This is a genomic window from Lacipirellula sp. (assembly GCF_965279485.1).
Taxonomy (GTDB): domain Bacteria; phylum Planctomycetota; class Planctomycetia; order Pirellulales; family Lacipirellulaceae; genus Lacipirellula.
In genome coordinates, this window is sequence record NZ_CBDIIC010000002.1 from 754,497 (window position 1) to 776,234 (window position 21,738).

A 21,738-nucleotide genomic window follows, 5' to 3' on the forward strand; every position below is an offset into this window, starting at 1 on the left:
GTATAGGTCTCTTCCCGTCAATGCATGCCATGGAGCGTCTCATGAAGTTGTTACCTATCCTCGCTTTCGCCGTTAGCCTTTCGATGGCATCACTCGCCGGCGCGATGACGTTTCAATTCCGCATCGCCGACACGCCTGCCAATAGTTTCACCTACAGCAGCGGTCTTTCAGGGCACGTCGTCTCTGCAGGAATAGAAGGCACGTTTTCCATCACGTCCCCGCCGATTGGCGCCCCAACGCTCTCAAGCCTGGATCTCTTCCTCGTTAACGTTTCGGAGAATTTCGAAGTTCCGTCATTCGATATTGCCGATCTCGAAGGCAGCCCAATTCAAAACTTCATGTCGCACGACTTAAAGGGCAGCGCTTCCTACGGTTTTACTCACGGCTGGGCGATACAATTCGCCGCGCCCATTCCACCGACGACGCCGGACGTAATACTCACCGACCCGCACTCGTTAATGATTGTCGATTGGACGGACTCGATGATAGTCAGCCTGTTCTCGCGGCTAACGCCAGTCGGTACTCTCGACGGACCGACGGTGACCTTTCTTCCGCTCACGGCAACAGCGGTTCCCGAACCCGCATCGCTCGGAGTGGCGATGGTCGCGGTGGGTGGAGTCGCTGCGTTCGCTCGTCGTCGCAAATAATCTCCGCCGCCTGTTCGCGGCATCTTGCTACAATGATTCCGCCAGACTGACTGGGCGGGTCTAGCGACGCAGAGAGGCGGAGGTCCACTCGCGAGAGGTCTAGTGCTTCTCAATTCCAGCTGGGGCAAGGACGGGGCGTCGCTGTTCACGCAGAGCAGCGACGCCTCGCTTTTTTTTGCATCTCAACTCGGGGCCGAAAGCAGCCCGTCTCGCCCGCTGCTGAGGGATTAGCCGTGGAGGCCGCTGCACTGAGTGAAGCGCCTGACCGCGCCTTGTTGCGGCGGTTGACGCTGCTCCCGCCTCCCCCGAAAGGCTGCACAAGCCTGAGCGACGACTCCCATGGCTATGCCGTTTATGGTTAAGATTGAGTTTGTACATTGGCGATCATTTCCGCTCGCTCACTAAGAGCAAAACCCGCGGCATCGTTCGGCGCATGAGTACCGTAGCCACTTCGCTCACCGTTTTCGCTTGCGTTTTCGCCGGGGCGCTGATCGGCATGCGCCTAAGGCGTATGCTGCCGGAACATCACTTCAGCTCCGAGACGAAGGAGACGGTGAAGCTGGCGATGGGGTTTGTGGCGACGATGGCGGCGTTAATCCTCGGCTTGCTCGTTGCCTCCGCCAAGGACTCGTACGACACGCAGTCGAGCGGAGTGACGCAATTGGCTGCGAAGGCCGTTTATCTCGACCGGCTGCTTGCCAATTTCGGCCCCGAATCCAACGCCGTGCGTCAGCTTTACCGCGGCGTTGTGGAGCGGATCACACACCAAATGTGGCCTGAGCAGTACGCCGGCGAAGCTCAGCTCGACCCGAGCGCGATGCGAACGGAAGAGCTGCTAGTCGCCATTCAGGCGCTGGCGCCGAAAACCGACTTGCAAAAGACGCTGCAAGCTCAAGCCGTTTCGACGAGCTTGGAAATTGGGCAAATGCGTTGGCTGCAATACGAGCAAGCGGGTACGACGCTTTCGAAGCCGATGCTAGGCATCTTGGTGTTCTGGATCGCCGTACTGTTCGGGAGCTTCGGCCTGTTCGCTCCCAGCAACGGGACAGCGCTGGCAGCGCTGCTGCTGGCCGCGCTCTCGGTGGCGGGAGCGATCTTTCTGATCCTCGAGTTGCAAAGCCCGTTCACGGGACTGCTGCAAATTCCCGACACGCCATTCCTTGATGCGATCGCTCATCTTGGGCAGTAGCGCATTGAGAACTCCGGTCCCAACATCCGCCTGTTGATTAAATGCCACCCGAAGAACACCCAGGCAATCGAACCGTGCGTCCTGACGTGACGATGGACTACGTCGGGCAGCACGATACGTCCACGACGACGGGAGATACGTCTGAAGAAGGTCTTGGCAATCGTGGAGATCGTCCCGAGGCAGGGAATCGCCCCGGCAAGAAAGCCAGAATTCCGAAGCGAATTGCATCCTATGAAATTCTCGCTGAGATCGGCCGCGGCGGAATGGGCGTCGTCTATAAGGCGGAAGATCCCCGCCTGAAACGTAACGTCGCGTTAAAGGTGATTCTCGCCGGCGGTCATGCCGGCGACGTCGAGCTCGCTCGTTTTCAGATCGAGGCCGAGTCGGTGGCTCGGCTCAAGCACCACACCTTCGTCCAGATCTACGAAGTTGGCTCCGACGAAGGCTTGCCGTTCCTGGCCTTGGAGTACTGCGGCGGCGGAAGTCTGGAAGACCGCATCGACGAGTCGCCGCTAGCGCCGCGCGAGTCCGCGGAATTAGTGGCGAAACTTGCCGAAGCGATGGAATACGCGCATAAAGCGGGCGTCATCCACCGCGATCTCAAGCCAGGCAATGTACTGTTCGACGAAAACGGCGAGCCGAAAATTACGGACTTCGGGCTAGCGAAGAAGGTCGGCGAAGACGACAGCCACACGAGAACCGTCTCTGTCATGGGCAGCCTCGGCTACATGTCGCCTGAGCAAGCCAGCGGCCACACGCGCGAGGCGACGCCGGCAGTCGACGTATACGCCCTGGGAGCGATACTCTATCGTTTGCTGGCCGGGAAGACGCCGTTCGAAGGATCGTCTACCGCCGAATCGCTGCAACTAGTGATCAACGGCGTTCCCGTACCGATTCGACGCCTGCGGCCCTCGTGCTCGCGAGACCTGGAAACGATCTGCTTAAAGTGTCTCGAAAAGTCGCCCGCCAATCGTTACCAGACGGCCGCTGAGTTGGCCGACGATTTACGCCGCTTCCTCAAAGGCGAGCCGATCACAGCCCGCGCGGCCACTCCCTTCGAGCAACTCGTCAGCTGGGCCCGACGCAATCCGCTCCCCTCAACGATTGCCGTCGGCGGCGTCGTCATGCTGGCGCTATTGGCCGGTGCGATGGCATGGACGACCTATCGCAACTACCAGGTGATCGAAGCCATTCAACACCATGAAATGCGCGTTCAAGACTTACGCGCCCAGATACTCTTCCTGGACGAAGTCCTAACCAACTCTTGCTCGCTGGCTGCCGCTACCGGCGAGCCAAGATGGGAAGAACGTTATCGGCGCGTTTTACCCGAACTCGACGCTGCGATTGCCCAAGCAATTGAACTAGTTCCCAGCACGAAGTCAGAGTTGGCGGAAGTCGGCGATGCCAACGCCGCCCTGGTGCAGTTGGAAGACCAAGCCTTTGCGTTAGTGCGTCAAAATCAAGCGGCACAGGCTTGGGAACTATTGAATGGCGAAGAGTATCTAAGCGAAAAGCACGAGTACATGGACGGACTCGCTTCGTTCTCTCATCGACTGCAGGAGCATTCCGAGTTGGCAATCCAAGCAGCGCATCGCGAAGCCATGTCGTATCTTCTTGCGGCGCTCTGCTTAGGCGGGATCGTCGCGATGATTCTGCTGATCGGGTTTATCAGCTTGTTTCGGGCTCTTCAGCTTCGCTCAGCAGCGGGCGCGCATTAGACGCCTTCATGTCCGCCGCGAAGGGAACAATCGCCGTCGCGATCTCCCACAGCTAAGCGTCGACCGTCGCCAAGTATCCGAACAACTCAGCAGTTGGCATGGTTGGCGAGAGATCGGAATCGCTTTCCATTGGAAACAACGCCTGGCGAGGAATGCCTCCCGCCATGCTCACTGGCGACGGTCGGGGCGAAAGCTGCCGAGCCAGCCTCTAACATCGCGTTGCAGCGGGGGCGTAGTATGCAGATCCCCATCGCGCGCCATTCATCGAATTGTTCGGCTCAAACCCGGCGATGGTCTGCTCGGCATCTTGTGCCGCCCAACGCAGTGCGAACTTGCTGACGCCCATTCCTGCTGGGCAGAGAAATCAGAAATCAAATCCGATGCCGCCAACCCCCAGGTGATAGTTCATGTCTTTGAGCTGAACCGTCCAAGGGGAGGTGGGAGGGTGCCCGGGATACTGCGTGGAACCGAACGTGTGGGTCGTTGACTGAACGTATAGGTAGCGATACTCGGTAAACAAGTACAAGCGTTCGGTCAGATTCAAACGGAAACCGGCCTTAAATTGCGCCGACAGACCCACGGCGGACGAATTCGGGTTGGCGTTGAAATGGTTCACGCCCGGCTCCGCCGGATCAAGCTGAAGCGAATTCGCGCCATCGATCTTCACGTTGGTCATGCCCAGACCGCCGCCGAGATACGGATACAAATTAACCAGGGGCGTCTGCAAACTGACCACGCCATTCGCCAGCAGGGCGATGTTGTCCATCGGGAGCGAGTCGTCGAAAACATGCTCGGGGAGTCGGTTGGTGTCATTAATGAGTTGCCCGTTTTGCGTGCCGCTCAGATACATGCCTTCGAGTTCAACGGCGGGTAGCACTCCCCAACTCCCTTCCGGCGCGCTGCTCGCCCATTCATGGCCGATCTGCAAGCCGACCATGCCTACCCCGTCGTTACCTGAACTACCGACGGCGTTGACGCTCAAGGGGCCGCCCTCGGCCTCAGTAAAATAGGCCGTCCCCATTTGGTCGATGCTATTGACGTTGGACGAGCCGCCGCCGCCAAAAACGCCACCGTACATCCCGCGCCCCGTCGCGACGCCGTCGCACTGAGCTAGCACCGGGGAACACGATCCGATGAGAATAAAGATGCCGGCAAGTTCCGGACTTAAAATGCGTCTGAACAGTTGGAACATACAGCCCTCCATCCATGAAGCAGTCTGTTACTAAGCAGATCGGTTAAGTGGCTGACAGACCTTTGCGTCACCAATGAGGAACCCCCGACCCGAGTTTAGTTCACCCAGCCAACCCTTTAGGATTGAACTCCCTGAATCGCCCAGAGCCAAGGTAGAACCACTCGAGTGTACGCACCGCCGTAGGTAGCGCAGCCCTAGAACCGTTGATGGTGCATTGGATGTCCTAAGTCTTGCGGAAGCTAGCACTCCCTTGTTTCGACCTCTTCATGGTATTTCTTCGGCCCGTCCGACGCAGATCAGTTCGGCTTCCTGAATTCCTAGATGAGCTCTTCGCTGCACCACGCAGCGAGAATCTGGCGATAGAGACGCTTCGCCTCAGCATCCGTCACGAGTAAGAGAGATGCTGCTTACCGCCCTTCTGGACGCACCAAGCCTTGTGGCTGGCTTTGTAGAAGGGCTCGGGCTTGCGTGGTGCTTTTCGCGTCTTTTGGAACTACACCCGAGTAGACGCAATAGAGGCAGGAAAACGCAAAACTCGGACGAAGCCCCAAACGGCGTTTGGGCGATTGTCGAAAACCCTTGCCAGATAAGAAGTACCCGCGACTGGATTCGAACCAGTAACCTTCGGCTTCGGAGGCCATCCAGAATCAACGCCTTTCTAGGCGTTTCCCACTGCAATTACCGGATCATACCCTCTCAAAACGGTAGTTGCAAACCATTGCAAACGCATTCGTGAATTGCCGAGGATTGCGGTATGATGACGGCGGAGCTACCGGCTCAAACCGGTATTCAAATTCCCATTCGAACCGATGACCCGTTTCGAATACCGTCTATTTGCCGCTACGCGAGTCGCTGCTGCGTTCCCGCGGACCGAATCGACATACCTGCCGAGAAACAATGACCGTCCACGAACGCCGCCAAGAGCTTCACCAGATCAAGAATGCCCCCGACGGCCCGAACAAGGTCTTCGAGATCTACAACCAGTTGTTGACGCGCGATGGGATCGTCGGCACGCCTGGGTTGATGAACAACGGGCAGATCGAAGCGATCCTGAAGATGGAGTTCCCTGAAGGCGAGGCCAACCGCCACGACTAGTGGCAGTGGGGACCGCACTACTGCTTTAGCCGTCGCCGCCTCAGCGCGTCGAAGCCGCCTTGTTCGGCCTTCACGATGTCGATCACGACCCGCACCGCGACGATCTGCAGACGGGGTTTGTCGTCCGCCTTGCTGGCCGAGACCACGACGTCATTGATCAGTGCCTCGGCTCGAGCCTGGGGGACCAGCCACCCCTCGCGGACGGCCTGGCGGATAAGAAGCAGGTCAGCCGGCCGGATCTCAGAACCTCTCCCCCAGCCCCCACGCACAGCTGGGGCTTCGGCGGTCGCCTCCGCTCGACGGCGGTCTCGTTTCCGCTTCTTTCGGGATGGCATGTGCGGTCCTCAGTCTGCATCGTAGCAGACGGCGCGCTGAGAGGCGTCAGCATCTGGTGCCGTCCCACCGACAGTGTTGCTACGGCAGAATTTTTCTGACTGAGCGGCGGCGCCCGGCTGTCACGCGAGCCCGTGGGCGCCGGCAAACGATCGCGTCGCGATGCCGGCAGCACGCCTTGCGGGCGGCGAACGCGGGGCGAGGAGGACTGTTGGCAAGCCACTGTAATTTGGCGCATAAAATTGGGCAGGCGGTTGATTCGCCTGCCCAATTTCATATCGATCCACAGTCACACTATTATTGACATAATCTGGCTGCTCTCGCGGCCAGCCATTCGTCGCACGCGAGAAGTGCCCTATCTTCGATGGCCTGGTACTTATCGATAGGTAGGGCATCCTCGAAGTATGGTTCAGATGCCATCAGAGCATCGCACTGGCTTATGTGCGCCTCTAATGCGAGCAAGACAGCTCTTTCATCACCAGGCATCACATCACCAAACGTAATTCTTTCATCGCTCATGTCATATGCTCCCAAGGCGTGCCTTTTGCTAGGGACTTGAAGGCCCGTTGCATCTGCTTGCGCACCTTGGCGCACACGCTCTTAATCTCAGTTTCGGACATAGTGAAAGTTGCCGATGGCTTGTCCAACTCGACTTTCACGAGTTCGGCGAGCAGGGAAACGCAATGGCGTTCCCCGGCAAGGACTGGCAACTCTTTCATGTAAATAGATGCAACGAACTTTTCTTCTTCAGTGAACCCTACCTTCGCACGCTCATCGTATTGACGGTACAAAGTTGCCAAGGAACACATCAAATCAATCAAGTTACAATGGTCTTGGACCTCATGATTTTTTAAAGTGCCCGTGGCAACGGTAATTTGAAACTGTTTTCTAAAGCGAAGCGAGCTTCGGACAAATTCTTTCAGGACATGCTTTGCCACTTTCATGGCAAAGCCAGCCTTTAACGGCACTGTGCATTGTTTCGTAATCATTGCATGAAGGCAACGCACATTAGATTCTTGATATAGCTCCTCTGCGAGGAAGGAATCGTGGTTGGCAAGCTTCAAACAGTAATGATGAAATCCCTGACCGTGGCGAAGAAGGAATTCTTCCAAATGCAGCGTTGACGTTAACTCGTCTCGCTCCCCGGGCGTCATGAGCTGGAGATCCGAATCGCTTACTTCTGCCACCGCTTCGAAATCGTTCCGATTGTTAGTCCCCTCGGCACTCATACGGTATGCTCCTAAGAAAGTAATTTGATCCATTCGGCGAGTGGGCTTTTCCATTGCCCGCGAATGAACCCATCTTGGGTTCAGCGCTGCTTGAGCGCACCATGTTTTGCATGAGTTTCCTGCCTTCCGAAAATTGGTTTGAATGAACACAGATTCGAATCCAACAAGAGATAGTGACTTTGGAGGGCTTATCAAACGAAGAAATCTTGAGGATTGCTTAAAATACCCCCCAATACCGTTGCACTGGGCTGTTCTGATATAAGCGCAATCCGTTTCAACAAAAGCACTTGCACGCGCCGTTGCTCGTTGCTCCTCTATTGTGACATTTCACGGGCTGCCCCCTAGGACCGGCGCACATGCCTCAAAATTCGATGTGTGAAAGATCGTGCCAGCGAGTGTTGCCTGCAGGCTGAGGTCACCGATTTCGTGGTAGTCCCCGGTGCTCGGAGATCGCCGCCTCCTGCGGACGGGCGCTGCCGCAGTCCAGGAACCAAAGGCGGTATCTACTGTTTTGTATCGGTGGAACGCAAAAAGGCCGCCCGAAGGCGGCCCCATGCGGTCAAGTTGTCGCGTGCCGAGGATGACGGGGATCTATGGTCCCGCCGATGCCAACTCCAACGAGTCCGTCGCCACCCCACTGCTCGCGTTGGTTAACGGCTTAGCGGCCGGGTCGACCAATGAATCGTAGCTTCGCACGAAGAACTTGGCTGGTGCACCGGTCTCGTCGCGATCCTCGCCCGGAAACTCGTTCACCGCCAGCGACTCAGCCTTGTCGAGGTCGCAGAATTCGTGGACCGGCACACCATCTTCCCGTGCTACTCGGTAGAGGCCGACGCTAGAGACCACAACGCACCGCGGCAAGATCGCCAGCACCTGCGGATACTCCGTCGAGTATTGAAACTTCCAATCGTCGTCGCGCTCCTCTTCTGCAAGCGCCGAGTACGGAACGGCCTCGGCTAGCTGCCCTGAGCGGCGGAGCAGCGCGACCGCAGTTGCAGCTTGATGGACATCGAGGAACTCTTCGACGACAGCTCGGTTGTCGCCAGCAACGACGCGGAAGACGCGATCGGTCGAAACGACTGCCGTGTTACCCGGCAGCACGGCGAGAACTTGAACGGGCATGGGTGGCATCCTTTCAAAACGACTGAGTAGTAGAAACTAAAGCGACCGCGACTTACTCGCCGGCCGGCACGCATGGGCCGACTAGTTCGGAATACGGGATTGCCACGGCCTGTGCTCGAGGAGTTGAGTGCGATTCGTTGTACATCGCCACGAAGCTCTTCGACCTACGCTCGCTAACGAGTTCGTCGAGAATCTCACCCGTTTCCGCGATCATGACCCGGAACCGGTTCTCTGTGGTGACGATCGCTTTGCCGTCGGGGAGCACCTCAAGGATCGAAACTTCGGCCATATCTGACATCCTTTCCATTCGAGAAAAGAAAAGCGTGCGACACGTCCGTGAATATATCGAGTGGTGTCAGTATGCCAACACTTATTTTGTAGCCTGCCGGTGGACAGGTGGTGACGATTTGACACCAACCCTTTTCCGTGATTACACTTGCAGCGTGGAAAAAATCTCCAAAAAACTTCGCGACGCCTTAGCAGCACGGCCGGAAAGCCTTCGGCAGATTGCTGACGCTGTAGAGATGGACCATTCGCAATTGAGCCGCTTTCTCCGCGGCGAGAGAACGATCACGCAGGCGTCGATTGACAAGCTCGGCCAGTACCTCGGCCTGGAGCTAAAGCCGGCCAAGAAAAAGCCCAAGAGATAGGAGCCCCGCCCATGCAGTGCTACTTCTACGCAGCACACTTCTGGCTGGCCGTCGGTGCGACGGTCTTCTGGGGATACCGCAAGAACCTCGGCGGCGACATTACGCAGTGGACGATCTTCGGCGTCGGGCGCAACTTCGACGCGTACCTCTACCCATGCTTCATAGGCGGGTCGCTTGCGCTGGCTGCGGTCTTCGCGTACTTGTTCGTGCGCTCGCTGGGGAAAGCCAAGCAAGAGCCGCGGCAAAGCTGAGGTTGCTGGTTCTGCGTCGCTGCAGATAGTTCGGATCAATCAGCGTGTTCGAGAAAATCACGTCGAGGCAGCGTCCGGCGCAATCCAGTATCTACCGTTTTGCGCCTCAGAATCGCATTGCAATGGAACTCAATACTTAATCGGCCCACCGGCCGTCGCTTCGGAGACGCCGCGAGGTTGCTGGCCCGCAGCAGGAGTACTGGCGCTTGAGGCCTGCGATGCCTGACCACTACTCGGCGCCAGGTAGAACCGCCATTGCGACGGCTGACTTTGCATGGTCTCGCTAGAGGTGTTAGGAGCGGGACCGCTGCTCGTCGGAACCTCCTGATTCGCTCCCGGGACCGTCGCGGCCGTGGGCGCCGGCAAATTTGACGCATTCGAAGTGTTGCTTGAAAGGGACGTTCCTGCCCCTTGCGCACCTCCGGCTGGATAGGCAGTCTGAGGCGCCGGTTCGTAGTCAAGCCAAGCGCCATCATCGGCGTACCCGCCCTCGCTTTGTATCGCAGTCTGATTCGCCCCCTGTTGAACATTTGGATTTGCGGGATTAAACGCGCTGGCACCAACTCCCCTGACATTAGGGCGTTGAACGGGAACCATCAGCCCTCTACCACGCTGATAGCTTTGAGCGATGGAAGTTCCCATACCTGGGTAAACGTTGCCCGCCCAACCTGTGTAGTTGCTGCTCCAGCTCGACGTTCCGCTCGCTGCCCGCGTACCGGGGCTGGCTTGCATCTGGCCAACGCTGGCGTTTGCAGGACCACTGAAGGGGAGTCGCGAGCGGAGATTGCCTCGCGGACCAACGCTGCCCGCAGTCTGGGCCTGCACAGATTCGCTGGAGAGAGAGGCTATAAGTGCGGCGAACGCAATTGCTACTAGCGATTTCATGGTTTCACCCTAGGGCTAGGATTACTGGGCTCCGGAAGAGTGGTGCAAGGGGCGCGCCGCTCCGGCGCGGAAAGCGCGGGTCCACTCTGGCAGTCAACCTTGCCTAGGCCTCGCTAGACGTCTGAACGGGTGAAGATTCTTGAATGATCTGAGTCAGATTGCGGAGCCTCGCATCGCGAAGGTGGTAGAGTTCCTCGGGCAACCCGCCCGCAAAACACTCCCGATTGAAAGGCTGATAAATGAAGTGGCTTCTATCGCTCGTCGTTGTCGCAAGTCTCGGAACGCTCGGTCTGACCGGCTGCTCGAAGGAAGCGTCGACCAAGACTGAGACGACGACTTCAACTCCCGAAGGCACGACGACCACCACCACGGAAAAGACCGTCGAGACCACCGGCGAGAACCCGCCGGCGCCAGCGCACTAGTCGCGCGCGTCAAAGTACTCGTTGAATGCGGCTCAGCCGCGGCGGTCCGCTCCCTGTTTGTCGGATCGCCGCGGCGGCCGTGTTTACATTTAGCACGGTGACCCGGGGCGTTTCAGCCTTTCCCCTGGGTTGCCGTGCTTTTTCTATATATCGCAGCGATTGGCACATTTCGTCGCCTGATTTTCAAAACTCTCTGAGAGTTGAAAAGAGAGAGAATTGTGAATTGATCGCGTCGGCGGACTAGCTACTTGGTTAAAGTTCCGACATTCGATCGACATTGGCAGGATTGCCATCGCTATTGCCAGCGCAGCGCGGTCATATGGAAGGCATGATCAATTTCCACGATGGACTTGTGGGCCTCGATTCCTGTCGCGCGAGCGAGCTACCTTTCAGCCGAACTTGGAGCGTGATTAGGAGCCATCTTGCATTGCTGGATGGAACACGATTGATTGGGTTCACCGCCGGCAACACCGAAGCCGTTGGCTCGTTCCTGGTCTTCCAGTACCACGGCGAGGAGTTCTGCATTCACGACAAGTTTGCGAATCTTTTCATCTCTGTTGCTGACGCGGCTTGCGGCGAAGCGACCATGAGAGAAGTACTCGGACACCTCTCTTCTCTCTTGTCTCTGCGCCGTTAACGAACATTCCGACGTCGCGGCCTGTCGTGCGGATCTTCAAGCTAGGTCTAGCGGCGGGTCGCTTCTTCATTGAGGACGGCGACTCCATGGAAGACGAGGTGGAAATCCACGACGGAGAAGGAGTAGATGGCATTGGCCATCTTCTATCCGCAGCAAGCGTTGACGCCATCAACCGCGAAGCCGCGACATTCACTGAAGTCCCGACGTTGCCACACGTTTCGGCACCTTCCGTCGCAGTAGCTCGGGAGGAGAGTGCTGACTGACCCCACCGCGCGAAAGTCGTGAGTGCGATTTGCTAGTGCACTACTCGATCCGCCTCAGCCGATTGCCGGGTCCTCGCCGCCTGTCCGCTGTGACGCAGCTGGGGCCTGAAGCCTGGGGCTAGAGTACGATCAGCCGTCGAAATGCCGCCGCGGCATCTTGCGGCGATTTGAACGTCGCGCCAGGAAATGGATTAGTGATCCGTTTCGAACGAAGAAATCCGTCGATGCGACGATGGACGACCGCAGTGTCAATTCGATCGTAAAACTCAACTTGCCAATTCACGCCAGATTCTCGTCGCAGATAAAGTTCTCCGCCCTCTACCATACGCAAAGCAGTTGTTTCGCTGTTGATCATACCAGCTCCGAAGGAGTGCGTGCGACGTTGGAAGTATACCACACGCGTGGGGCGCCAATGGAAGCGACTTGCTCAGGCGGTTGCTGACGATCTTACTTCTAGCCGGTGAGCAAAGGTTTATTGAGCGCGTCGAAACCTTGCGGGTGAGAGTGCGCGTGATTGGTGCGGAACCTAGGCAGTCGTCGCAAGGCAACCGCAGCTTACTCCACAGTCGCAAAAATAATGGGCTGAAAGTTCACTCGCTGTCTGCGGCAGTCAACTCGCATTCGCTTGTCACGCTGCTCGTCCGACCATCCAGCCCGTATAGCCGATGTCATGATGGCAATGGCCTTCACGTCCGGATCTTGGGGACGCCGCTCAAGCGAGAAGGGGCGTTCATGTAACATGATGTGACCTCGATGGGGAAATGCGTGAGCTTTCAACCTACCGCACTACTGGCAAGAAGCCGCATCAATAGATGGCTATCATTGCGGAATTCCGACTATTTCTGCCCGGTGGACCTTCGGCAGTTGCGAATCAGCCTGCCAGCAGACTTGAACCCTTGCTGCAAGAGAATCGACCGCGAGAATAGCGAGCTTGGGTGACGATTTATCGTCGTCTCAACGTCTTGCTACAATGAATCCGCCAGGATGACTGGGCGGGTCTAGCGTCGCATAGAGGCGGAGGTCCACTCGCGAGAGGTCTAGTGCTTCTCAATTCCAGCTACAGGGCAAGGACGGGGCATCAATGTCCACGCAGAGCAGCGACGCCCCGCTTTTGAATTGCGCTCGGCGGCCACTAGCCGCCCGTCTCGCACGCTTCCGCGTGTCACGGCTCAACGGTCACGCCAACCGCCGCAGGCGCACCAGCGTTGCAATGAGAGGGGCGTTTCTCCGGCGACTTGCAATTGGTAGCTCGAAGCACGGAGATTGAGGCAGATAGGCCATCGACATTTTACCCGAGCAGAAAATGGGCAACCAAGTCAGGTTCAACTTCCCACTCTACACACTCATCACAGGGATTTCGTTAAACACGCTTTCACCGATTCAGATGAACGGCGCAGACCATCTTGCTATTTTCACTAGCACCGAGTTCGCGAGAAACTTCGTTGAGTTGTCCAAGCTGCAAGGCGTCGGCGTAGCGAGAATCGACGCTCCAGACGATGCACGCAAGGTGATCCATAGCCTCGATGTCGCAGGCGAACCATTCACGGAGTTCCGACTCTTCGTCGATCCCGTTTCAACTGGTGACAGCGAGGTCATGTCGATGAGCCGAGACGAGTTTTTGAACACACTCCCTGATGTGTAAATTGAGTAGGCTTCGGGGGTCGCAATGGCTCAGGGTCGGAAAGCTTTGCTGGTTTCCTGCCCCCGCCTAGTGTTCCACCGCGCTGCCAACCGCAAGATAGGCTCCCACCCGCGCAGTGGATTACTGTTTCTTGCTTCGGGTGTATGCTCCGCGGCATGAGCAACGAACCACAACAACCCGATGATTCGCGCCGCCCCGCCAAGGTTGGGGAGCCACTTTATCCGCCACCAGTCGTCTTCCCCACTGAAGGGGACGAAGAGCAAAAGAAATTGCGTGATGCGATTCACGCTCGAGTAATCGAACGGCTGAAGCAACACACGAAGGGTCGGACGCGATCGCGTTGGCGGCCGTATTGACGAGTTGATGCGACCCTTGGCGGATGGGTCGCTTGAGGTTGAGGCAATTGAGTCGCTGTTTTAGGTCTTGCTAATCCTTATAGGTGGTTAGCCACCTTCCGCGACCCCGCAATCCAAAAGCGTCAACCCAATTCCGTCAATATGATCGTACCGAGTGCATTCCACACCGAGCGTCGCAGGAAGTCTGGCGGTCAGTTTCAACTCCTCAGCCGAATCCTTAAAGAAAACGTACACCGAGACATCGTCGCCTTTAAAAGTGCAGCGTGCCGCCAGGTAGCGACGGCCGCCATTGGCGCCAGTGGCAAGCCATCTGGGATTTCGAATTTCGAAAGAAGCGGATGGCATTTATTTAAGGCCTGATGCCTACGGATATACCTTGCTACCGAGAAGCCCCCCCACTATACCCGCTGCCGACGGGCGGAGCGAAAGCTGTTCAGCCTTGCGACTCCCCACCGGGTTCAGGTACAGAGCGATGGTTAGCGGCCTTTTCCGCGGCCTCGTGCTACGAACCACGCCAACACCCCGATGGCGATCACCGCCATGGGGAGTACCGCCCAGAGATCGACATCGTAGTCGACGGTAACCCATTCAATCACGGCGACGTCCATGCCCCGCATTCTACCCTCGCCGCTCCCCAGCGAAAGCAGACCTAGCCGCCGGACACTTGTGTAGCTTCGTCCTCAAGAAGCGACTCGCACTTAAATTCTATGAGCCGCCAAGTACATCAAGAATCTTGAAGTCTTCATCGAGCAGAAGTATCGCGTGACCGCCTGCTCTTTGCGGAAGATAACTGATCAGCACGGACCAACCGTTCCCGCCTGCAGACGCGTCGAACTCCACCGCATTCGGATCGCCGCCGTTGGCAATGATCCAGTCACTTGCGGCGATGACAGCCCGCGCCTGTCCGTAGGAGATGTTAGTGTCGAGTTCTGCTGCTGGCGATGAGAGAGGCGATTCTGGAGGCGATGCGGAGCAGCCAATGGCGAGCGAAGCAATTATGCAGAGCACGTGGGATCGCATGCCACCCCCTGGAACACCGAGTTCGGTTAGATCTTTTCGGTAGGCATTCTAACCGCCGCCGAGGCGGGTGGGAGAGGAGAGTTTCACAACGCCACCACCATCCCCAGCAGCCCAGCCACCACCGTCGTGGCGATGATCGCCGAGCGGAGGGTGAAGCTCTGTGAGATCGAGAGCTTCGGCTTGAGCCGATGCTCGTCACAGCTGTTTCAGCACCGGAAAGACATCCGCAATCTTCTACAGGTCGCGATGATAGCAAAGCCAAGTAAGCAGGCACCAACGGACGATGGCTCCGGAATGGTTCTGATGTAGGTCTTGAATGCCATATCATACCCGGTAGCACTAAGTAAGCGCTCAGACCAAGCGTCCGACTCCCACCGTGCATAGTGACCTCCACCTGCATAGAGCGGCGTCTCGCTTAAGCCCCACACGTAAGTGAATGCATACGGCTCGCCTTCGTTGTCGCTGCGCAAGGCAAGTGCCAATTGCTGTCCTGGAAAAACAGCGACACCGTCGAACGACAAGTGAACGCTTCCGAAATCGTTTACATCTGGGTTTATCGCATCCGTCAGGATTGGGACAACGCTTGCGCTAATAGCCCCACTGATGATCACATTTGGTCCTGCGTCAGCAGAACTGGGCAATGCGCCATCCAGCGTGCGTATATCAAAGAGAAGTGGCAGTGTGACTGATCGGTTGCGAGCTACGAGCACATCTACGCCGACCAAGTGCCCCGATTGTCCGACGGTAAATGTTTGAGCCCAATCGATCGCGTTTGACGCTCCTACATTCGCTGTTGCGACGGAAAATCGATCGATCTCGGGCCAATGGGATTGATCGACGATCGTAGCCGCTGCTGCGAATCTCGCCGACGCCAGGGCGACGATAAAAAATACGGCACGCACGTTTAGAGGCATGAGTACTTCTCCGGTCCCATTCATTCGACGAGCTACAACCCACAGCGGTTAAGCGCGGTGATGCTAATTTAGTGAGGGCGCGACACCGTGGCCATAGACATCGCAGTGAGCGACTCAGTAAGCGATTGCAGTACCCACGGCTCGACGCTACTCATGCGATGCAAGTCAAGGAAAAGCAGCCGGCGGAAGGTTAGCTATCCGCATCCGCCGGCTGTTAGAATGTTGGGATGGACTTCTTCATCAAGTTCGTTGTCGCCCCCGCCATTGTCGCCGTGCTCTTTTGGCCGCTAGTAATCAGCATAATCAATTCTAAAGATCCTCCTGCCTGAACCCGGCTAAGAGTCAGTTGCTGAGTCAAAAAAGAGCGCCCCAGCGGATTCGGAAGGTCCGCGGGACGAGTGAATTGTTGAAGAACAAGTCGGCAACTCGCCGAGTTCGTCGAGTTCAACTTCCGGCGCCCACCGCAAGGACCTCATCCGATCGGATCGCGAGCGGCGAGAGCCTCAGGGAGGCTGAGGGCGCAGGTTAGCCGGCGCAAAGAATCGCGGCCGGTTCGCAGGCCGCAGTCGCGGAATCGTTGTCGTCTGGCCGGCTGGCAAGGCGGTATCTACAGCTTTGGCTCGAAGCGCGCATAGACAGGCCCCCCGCATTTACATAGCGAGAGGCCTGTCTTGCAGTGACGCTAATCAGCTGGCGTAAGAACTTTAGGCACGCTTGCGAGCGACGCGGCATGAGCCAAGCAAAGTGCCGCAGCACAGTAGCATCGCTGCCGATGACGGCTCCGGGACGGAGAGGAGCGAAGGCCAAGACGATCCAAGATATAGTTGCAGGGCACCCCAATCGCCCATATCGACCGCACCATCGCCGTTCGCGTCGCCATCCACCCAAGTAGCATTGGTCAAGCCGAAATTCGTTGACCAGAGCGCAACATCAGCCGGGTCTACCGAGTCGTCGAGATTAAAGTCTCCAGGCAGCGAAGCACGCACTACAACATCGCCGGGCGCACCCGACCAGTCGTAGAGAACAGCCATCGCGACATCCAAGCTGTTGAGGATGGTGTCGCCGCCATCTACGGTGACAGTTGAAAAGTGGCCGCTGATATTGACGTCATCATACGCATCGATAATTCGTAATAGATCGCGCGGGGACGGATCGTAGCTATCCAACTCAATAGCCAATTCGCCGTCCAGGTTTGCGTTCACTATCGCGATCGTGCTCTCTATCTCAATCCTATCGTACTGCGAGTCGTCATTGCCCTTGGCGACTAGCGATAAAGTAGCGTTCGAGCCGAAATCCAGAACTGTTTGCGTAAGGTTAGAATCGCCTTTAATGTATAGCGCACCCTGGGAACTCGTTAACGGCACTATAGAGATCTCACCGTCCACATTCATTTTGGCGGAGTTGGAATTGAACCCCACTCCCCCGCCAATCGCCAGTGAAGCCCCGCTGTCAATTTGCAGGCCTTGGCCGCCGAAAACCATCAATGAGAGGCCCTTCCGGGAAAGCGAACTTTCTCCTGAGACAGCCGTGACGCCGCCTTCGAAACGCAGCTCCCGATATATTCCCGGATCGCTAGTCGCTACGGCGTAACCACCGTCGTACAACTCAACCGGGTCAGTGATAGTACCCTTTCCACGAAATCCCCCAGCGCCGATGGCAAGCGTACTTCCGACCACATGGGTTGTTAGGTCGCCCAACGGAGTGACGTAGCCGAACTGCCCTGCACTACTTAGGAGAACCAGCGATTCCTCGTCGACTAAGAGTTCTGTATTGAGGGCATTAGTAAAAGTGGCGTTTTCAAAGTGTGCGAGTCCAGTTGCCTTGACAACGCTATCGCTATTAACGAAATCGATCTCACCAACGATTTCTCGCGACACGAGCGTTCCACCCATGTGAAGGAACTCGCCTGCGATTTCGACGTCTTTCGCTTCAGTTGTGCCGCCAGTTTTCACATAGTGCCCGTTAGCTCCAATTGATAGCGTTCCGGTCGTAAGCTTACCGCCAGAATGATAGAATGCTCCCTCTCCATCCTCACCAACAATGGTGTTTCCGGTAGTAAGTGTGCCGGGCGAGTACAACGAATATGTCCCATCGCTCGCACTCTCTTTCCCAATCACTAAATCTCCCGATACGTTGAGCTGGCCTTTCTGTTGCGTGAAAACGCCTTCGCCATGCTCGCCCACGACCACGGCTTCGGAGTTAACAATCGCATAACTGCCGCCGGAAATGATGAACTCACCTGAACTAGAATCCTGATCTCCAATAACGATAGAGCCTGTGTTGACTACTGGCGCGCTTCCTGCGGATGCGGCACCGGTTAGTGTGTAAGTGGCACCCAGTCCATCATTGTCTTTGCCGACAATTATTCTGCCGGCCGTATTTGATCCGCCCGTGTGTGCTACGCTGCCTTGGCCGCGATGGCCGATGTACTCCGCATCGACGACGATAGCACCGCCCGTAATATCAAGTTTGCCAATATCACTGGCACCCTCGCCAACAAATATCTGCTCGGCCTTCAATTGACCGCCCGTGGCGATCGTTAGCTTAGCGGCATCCGCGGCATTCACTGTGGCGCGGCCGACTAGCACGCTACGTGCTACAGCATTAACGCCGGAACCAACCTGAGGGCCTGAAATCGTCGTTATTTCAACGACGTCTGCCGCGACCGGTACTTTGTTGTTGGCGCCAGGCGTGTCGAGGTCTTCCCAGTTCGCCAGCGTACTCCATGCTCCGTTTGCCGCTCCGATCCAAGCGACGTTGCTGGTTGGCTTTGACCCCGCGTAGCTTAGCGCCGGCAGATCTCCCCCCAGTGTGGAGGCAATCCAGTTGTAGTAGGGCTCGTGAAGTGCCGAGACCGCACCGGGCGGGCCTTGTGTAATTCCAACGAGTCGCCAATCCCAACCGTCCCTTACGAAGTAACCGCCCCCTGAATCGTTGGGCGCTCCATAACCCTCAAATGGGATGTCGTTGGCGTTATTCTAATCGTAGGTCAACGCGGTGCCCGTTGCCCCAATGACATTTCGACCCCACCGCAAGTGCGCGCCATTGTCCGTGTAGCCTAAGCTATTACCATTCGCGTCTCGCACGATGTGATCGCCGAACCCCCCCTGGCTAATAAGCATTCCTGGAGCGACGTGTATATCGGGATCAATGCCGACGTAGTTTGCGAAGTTGGCAGGAGGGTTGTCTCTCGCATCCCCATCGCCATTCCACTGGACAATCCGCAATAGCGCAAGATCGGCTGGCGTATCGCGGTATTCGTATGCCACAGAATAAGGCGTCCCATCCACCCACACGCCCACCAGACGGAAATCGGTGGCAATGTGCTTGGCTGTTAGAATCCAATTGGGTGCGACGACCACTCCCGACGAACCCTGCACCTTCGCCATGACACTGTTGGATGGGCGTGGCAGCGCTGGCGGCGTATAGGTGATATCAATCAGTCCTGTCGACGGGTTGCGGTAATTTTCCGGATCGACGAACTCGACCGCGGGCGCAGCACTCGCCATTAAAGTCCAGCCCGCGAGCAGAGCTGTACAGAATGACGGCCTTCGTGTCGACAAAAGCATCATGACTCCGTTGAGTGGTTGCTGAAACACGACAATGACAAGGGATGTGTTGGGTATATCACATCAGGACATATAACGAGAATATCAAAATGTCGTAGATGCAAATGAGTGCATTCGTAGCGATGGCTGCATTGCAGCGATGGCGAATGAGCGTTTGCCAGCCGCTGGCTGAGGTCATCAGTTAGCCCAACCACCAATCCGCCCGCATTCTCAGCCACCAGCCGTAAGTGCAGGCGTTTTCGTTCCGCCGCTCAACCCGGTATCTACCGTCTTGGCTCGATTTTCCGACCGCTGAGACTAAATTGAGAGCGTAAGGCCGGGAGTGCCGGCCGCGGGTTGTGAGGGGTGACGATGCATACTGCCTTTGCTGTCTGCCTGTTGTTGCTCGCGGGGTGTGGCCTCAGCGCCAAGGAAGCCTACGAGCTCGAAGTGCTCAAGCTGGAGGCTATGCAGCAGGAGGCCAGCGAGCTTGTTAGGAAGATCTACGCCGAAGCCAGCATGCTCATGGACAAAAACAACCGGGAGTTGGAGATCGCGACGATCGAATCAAGCGTCGGCGTCGCTGCTGATCATCAGAAGTTAAATCGAAATACTGATGAAGCCATAGATGCGTACAAACGCGCAAATAAGTCTCCTTTGTGGAACGACCTGAAGGAGCTATCGAAACGCATCGAAGCACAGAAGCAGCAGGTTGCCGAAGCACGCCACGCATTAACGCAGTAGCTGCCCCAGGCGTGCTATCTCTTGAACAACAATGCCTGCGAGATCTCGGTCAGAATTCCTGAAAATTCCTGCAATAACTCAGCTTGCTTCTTTGCCGATTCCGCCATCGCCTTATAAAGATCCTCCTGCTGCTTCTGCAGCTCCTTCTTCTCGGCCTCGATCCTCGCCCGCGCCTCGATCGCCGTTCCGCCTTTCTTCAACTCCGCCAGCAAGTCCGCCAGCGCCTTCTCCAACTGGTCGACCGACTTCGACGCCGTATCCATCGCATCGGGAATGCCGGCAAACACGTCGTTGGCGCCGGAAGCGATGCCACGCCGCTTCGCACGAGCGTTGGCAATGTTCTCGCCGCGATCGCCGCCCTTTTCGCGAAGGTAGTCTTCGTCGAACTGACTGATGTCTTTGCCTGCGCGGATGTCGTCGGCGATCCGGCGGATGCGTTCTTGTTCGAATGATCTGAGACGGCCGAATTGCGTTTGGAAAGTCGCCTCTTTTTCCTTCGCGACTCGGAGTTCTTTCTCTGCAGCGTCTAGCGCTTTGAGTTGATCGCTTAACAACTCCTTGCGAGTATTTAGCTGCTTCTCTTCCGAAGCTTGTAAGTCGCGTTGCCTTTGGAGGGCGTCGAGCGACTTCTGCCGCTCCATTTCCACGGCCTTGTCCTGCGCCCCTTCGAACAGCCCTTCTTTGACGATGGTCTTTGCTCGATTCAACCCGTCCTCAGCGTCCTGCTGCGACTTGGCTACTGCCGCGCGCTTCTCCTCCAATGACATTTGATCAAAGAGGATGGCAGCGATCTCGCGTTCGCGATTAACGCGATCGGTGAGCGCATCCACGCCCTTGTTCATCGCATCTTCGCGTTCTTTGGCAGCTTTGACAGACGCCTCTTGCGCCTCCTTCTCGGCCTCGCGAGCACTATTCCAAGCATGAGCCACGTACAACAACGCCGCTGCAATCGCCGTGAGGATGACGGACACGGGCGAGATGGCGGCCTTCAGAACGGTGATCGCGCCAGCGAACGTGAGCGTCGCCGTTGTCGCGGCGGCCTCTGCCGCCGTCATCGTTCCCGCCGCGACCGCTGCCGCCAACTGAGCGGCGCGCATCGCTTCGATGGCGGTCGTCACGCCTTTGATGATCTGCATCCTGCCTTTAAAGAGATCAAAAACAGCCTGCACTCTCGCCAGGCCCTTGACCATCGCGTCGAGTGACGCGCTGCTGCTGGCCCCCAGCAACACGGCGGCGCGGGCGATACGGAAGATGCCTTCGCCGGCCATCTTGGCGCCGTTGGCCATCGCCTCTTGCGCTGCGGTGACCCGCTGTGCGGCTTCCTCCTGGGCTGCGGCTGAAGCAGCGGCAGCGTCGGCCGCCGCTTGCTCGGCTTCCTTGCGCATCTCCATGACTCGGAGGCCACGGTCCCAAGACTCCGTTTTGAGGTTGGCTAAGCCTTTATCCCAACTGGATTGCGTTTGCTGGGACTGAGCGGCCTTCAGCTTCTGCTCCTCTGCCACCAACTGCTGAGTCAGGGCAATGCGGTCCTTTAACGCGGCGTTCATTTCCTCCACGTAGAAGGCTTCGCGCGCTGCGTCAGCAGACTGGGCAGCGGGCTGCTTCTGTTGCTGACCGAAGAAATTCGCCTGCGCCTGGTTCTTCCACCGCTGCGCCGTCTCGTCGGAAACTCGCTGCAGTTCGGCTGCGGCCGCCAGCTCGTCAGTGGCCCGTTTCTGCTCGGCGTCGTTCCGAATTCGCGTTTCAGCAGCGATCTGTCTGTTCAGATCCGCCCATTGTTCCTGCTGCTTCAGCAAGTGACTGATGTCCGGCGCCTTAAGGTCGACTCTGCCTTGCTCAAGATGGATGACGATTCGCGCTTCACGGATTGTTTGCATGTTC

23 protein-coding genes are annotated in these 21,738 nt (G+C 57.2%); 10 read left to right on the forward strand and 13 right to left on the reverse strand.

What is annotated here, in order from left to right:
- Positions 1-29 precede the first annotated feature (29 nt).
- The 3 genes from ACQY7R_RS10555 to ACQY7R_RS10565 all read left to right on the forward strand — a co-directional run bounded on the left by ACQY7R_RS10555 (position 30) and on the right by ACQY7R_RS10565 (position 3,554).
- Complete coding sequence (locus tag ACQY7R_RS10555) at positions 30-647, forward strand: PEP-CTERM sorting domain-containing protein (protein WP_428305567.1); 618 nt, start codon at positions 30-32, stop codon at positions 645-647.
- A 433-nt stretch (positions 648-1,080) separates the two neighbouring features.
- A complete protein-coding gene (locus ACQY7R_RS10560) occupies positions 1,081-1,836 on the forward strand; it encodes a hypothetical protein (protein WP_428305568.1) in 756 nt (251 codons plus the stop codon).
- Between the two features lie 74 nt (positions 1,837-1,910).
- The gene (locus ACQY7R_RS10565; protein ID WP_428305569.1) at positions 1,911-3,554 is read left to right on the forward strand and encodes a protein kinase domain-containing protein; all 1,644 of its coding nucleotides are present in this window, start codon (positions 1,911-1,913) and stop codon (positions 3,552-3,554) included.
- A gap of 364 nt (positions 3,555-3,918) precedes the next feature.
- On the opposite strand, the gene ACQY7R_RS10570 is transcribed toward ACQY7R_RS10565, so the two are convergent.
- Positions 3,919-4,746, reverse strand: a complete 828-nt coding sequence (locus ACQY7R_RS10570) for an outer membrane protein (protein WP_428305570.1) — start codon at positions 4,744-4,746, stop codon at positions 3,919-3,921.
- Positions 4,747-5,643: 897 nt separating this feature from the next.
- Between ACQY7R_RS10570 and ACQY7R_RS10575 the strand changes: the two genes are divergently transcribed.
- Positions 5,644-5,841 carry a hypothetical protein gene (locus tag ACQY7R_RS10575; protein ID WP_428305571.1) on the forward strand — a complete coding sequence of 66 codons (198 nt, stop codon included), beginning with the start codon at positions 5,644-5,646 and terminating at the stop codon, positions 5,839-5,841.
- Between the two features lie 17 nt (positions 5,842-5,858).
- Here ACQY7R_RS10575 and ACQY7R_RS10580 read toward each other — a convergent pair whose 3' ends face one another.
- From ACQY7R_RS10580 to ACQY7R_RS10595, 4 genes are all read right to left on the reverse strand, one after another.
- Positions 5,859-6,176 (reverse strand): hypothetical protein, encoded by a 318-nt coding sequence (locus tag ACQY7R_RS10580; RefSeq protein WP_428305572.1) that lies wholly within the window; start codon positions 6,174-6,176, stop codon positions 5,859-5,861.
- A gap of 513 nt (positions 6,177-6,689) precedes the next feature.
- Entirely contained in the window at positions 6,690-7,436 is a 747-nt protein-coding gene (locus tag ACQY7R_RS10585) for a hypothetical protein (protein ID WP_428305573.1), read from the reverse strand.
- A gap of 558 nt (positions 7,437-7,994) precedes the next feature.
- Positions 7,995-8,525 carry a hypothetical protein gene (locus ACQY7R_RS10590; RefSeq protein WP_428305574.1) on the reverse strand — a complete coding sequence of 177 codons (531 nt, stop codon included), beginning with the start codon at positions 8,523-8,525 and terminating at the stop codon, positions 7,995-7,997.
- Positions 8,526-8,577: 52 nt separating this feature from the next.
- Entirely contained in the window at positions 8,578-8,814 is a 237-nt protein-coding gene (locus ACQY7R_RS10595; protein WP_428305575.1) for a hypothetical protein, read from the reverse strand.
- 34 nt (positions 8,815-8,848) lie between these two features.
- Here ACQY7R_RS10595 and ACQY7R_RS10600 point away from each other — a divergent pair, with 34 nt between their 5' ends.
- From ACQY7R_RS10600 to ACQY7R_RS10615, 4 genes are all read left to right on the forward strand, one after another.
- Complete coding sequence (locus ACQY7R_RS10600) at positions 8,849-9,175, forward strand: helix-turn-helix domain-containing protein (RefSeq protein WP_428305576.1); 327 nt, start codon at positions 8,849-8,851, stop codon at positions 9,173-9,175.
- An 11-nt stretch (positions 9,176-9,186) separates the two neighbouring features.
- On the forward strand, positions 9,187-9,426 hold the full coding sequence (locus tag ACQY7R_RS10605; RefSeq protein WP_428305577.1) for a hypothetical protein: 240 nt from the start codon (positions 9,187-9,189) through the stop codon (positions 9,424-9,426).
- A 1,124-nt stretch (positions 9,427-10,550) separates the two neighbouring features.
- Positions 10,551-10,733 carry a hypothetical protein gene (locus tag ACQY7R_RS10610; RefSeq protein ID WP_428305578.1) on the forward strand — a complete coding sequence of 61 codons (183 nt, stop codon included), beginning with the start codon at positions 10,551-10,553 and terminating at the stop codon, positions 10,731-10,733.
- A 319-nt stretch (positions 10,734-11,052) separates the two neighbouring features.
- Positions 11,053-11,370, forward strand: a complete 318-nt coding sequence (locus ACQY7R_RS10615) for a hypothetical protein (RefSeq protein WP_428305579.1) — start codon at positions 11,053-11,055, stop codon at positions 11,368-11,370.
- 381 nt (positions 11,371-11,751) lie between these two features.
- Here ACQY7R_RS10615 and ACQY7R_RS10620 read toward each other — a convergent pair whose 3' ends face one another.
- Positions 11,752-11,988, reverse strand: a complete 237-nt coding sequence (locus ACQY7R_RS10620) for a hypothetical protein (protein WP_428305580.1) — start codon at positions 11,986-11,988, stop codon at positions 11,752-11,754.
- A 948-nt stretch (positions 11,989-12,936) separates the two neighbouring features.
- On the opposite strand from ACQY7R_RS10620, the gene ACQY7R_RS10625 reads away from it, so the two are divergent.
- Positions 12,937-13,275: a hypothetical protein gene (locus ACQY7R_RS10625; protein ID WP_428305581.1), complete on the forward strand. Its 339-nt coding sequence runs from the start codon at positions 12,937-12,939 to the stop codon at positions 13,273-13,275.
- A gap of 443 nt (positions 13,276-13,718) precedes the next feature.
- Here ACQY7R_RS10625 and ACQY7R_RS10630 read toward each other — a convergent pair whose 3' ends face one another.
- The 6 genes from ACQY7R_RS10630 to ACQY7R_RS10655 all read right to left on the reverse strand — a co-directional run bounded on the left by ACQY7R_RS10630 (position 13,719) and on the right by ACQY7R_RS10655 (position 19,164).
- Positions 13,719-13,976, reverse strand: coding sequence for a hypothetical protein (locus tag ACQY7R_RS10630; RefSeq protein WP_428305582.1), 258 nt, complete (start codon positions 13,974-13,976; stop codon positions 13,719-13,721).
- A gap of 131 nt (positions 13,977-14,107) precedes the next feature.
- Positions 14,108-14,248, reverse strand: a complete 141-nt coding sequence (locus ACQY7R_RS10635) for a hypothetical protein (RefSeq protein WP_428305583.1) — start codon at positions 14,246-14,248, stop codon at positions 14,108-14,110.
- Between the two features lie 88 nt (positions 14,249-14,336).
- On the reverse strand, positions 14,337-14,651 hold the full coding sequence (locus ACQY7R_RS10640) for a hypothetical protein (protein WP_428305584.1): 315 nt from the start codon (positions 14,649-14,651) through the stop codon (positions 14,337-14,339).
- Positions 14,652-14,857: 206 nt separating this feature from the next.
- Complete coding sequence (locus tag ACQY7R_RS10645; protein ID WP_428305585.1) at positions 14,858-15,565, reverse strand: hypothetical protein; 708 nt, start codon at positions 15,563-15,565, stop codon at positions 14,858-14,860.
- A 704-nt stretch (positions 15,566-16,269) separates the two neighbouring features.
- Positions 16,270-18,132, reverse strand: coding sequence for a hypothetical protein (locus tag ACQY7R_RS10650; RefSeq protein ID WP_428305586.1), 1,863 nt, complete (start codon positions 18,130-18,132; stop codon positions 16,270-16,272).
- Between the two features lie 411 nt (positions 18,133-18,543).
- Positions 18,544-19,164 carry a hypothetical protein gene (locus ACQY7R_RS10655; protein ID WP_428305587.1) on the reverse strand — a complete coding sequence of 207 codons (621 nt, stop codon included), beginning with the start codon at positions 19,162-19,164 and terminating at the stop codon, positions 18,544-18,546.
- A 321-nt stretch (positions 19,165-19,485) separates the two neighbouring features.
- Here ACQY7R_RS10655 and ACQY7R_RS10660 point away from each other — a divergent pair, with 321 nt between their 5' ends.
- Positions 19,486-19,857, forward strand: coding sequence for a hypothetical protein (locus tag ACQY7R_RS10660; RefSeq protein ID WP_428305588.1), 372 nt, complete (start codon positions 19,486-19,488; stop codon positions 19,855-19,857).
- A gap of 14 nt (positions 19,858-19,871) precedes the next feature.
- Here the strand turns inward: ACQY7R_RS10660 and ACQY7R_RS10665 are convergent, their stop codons facing one another.
- A complete protein-coding gene (locus tag ACQY7R_RS10665; protein ID WP_428305589.1) occupies positions 19,872-21,734 on the reverse strand; it encodes a hypothetical protein in 1,863 nt (620 codons plus the stop codon).
- Positions 21,735-21,738: the final 4 nt, after the last annotated feature.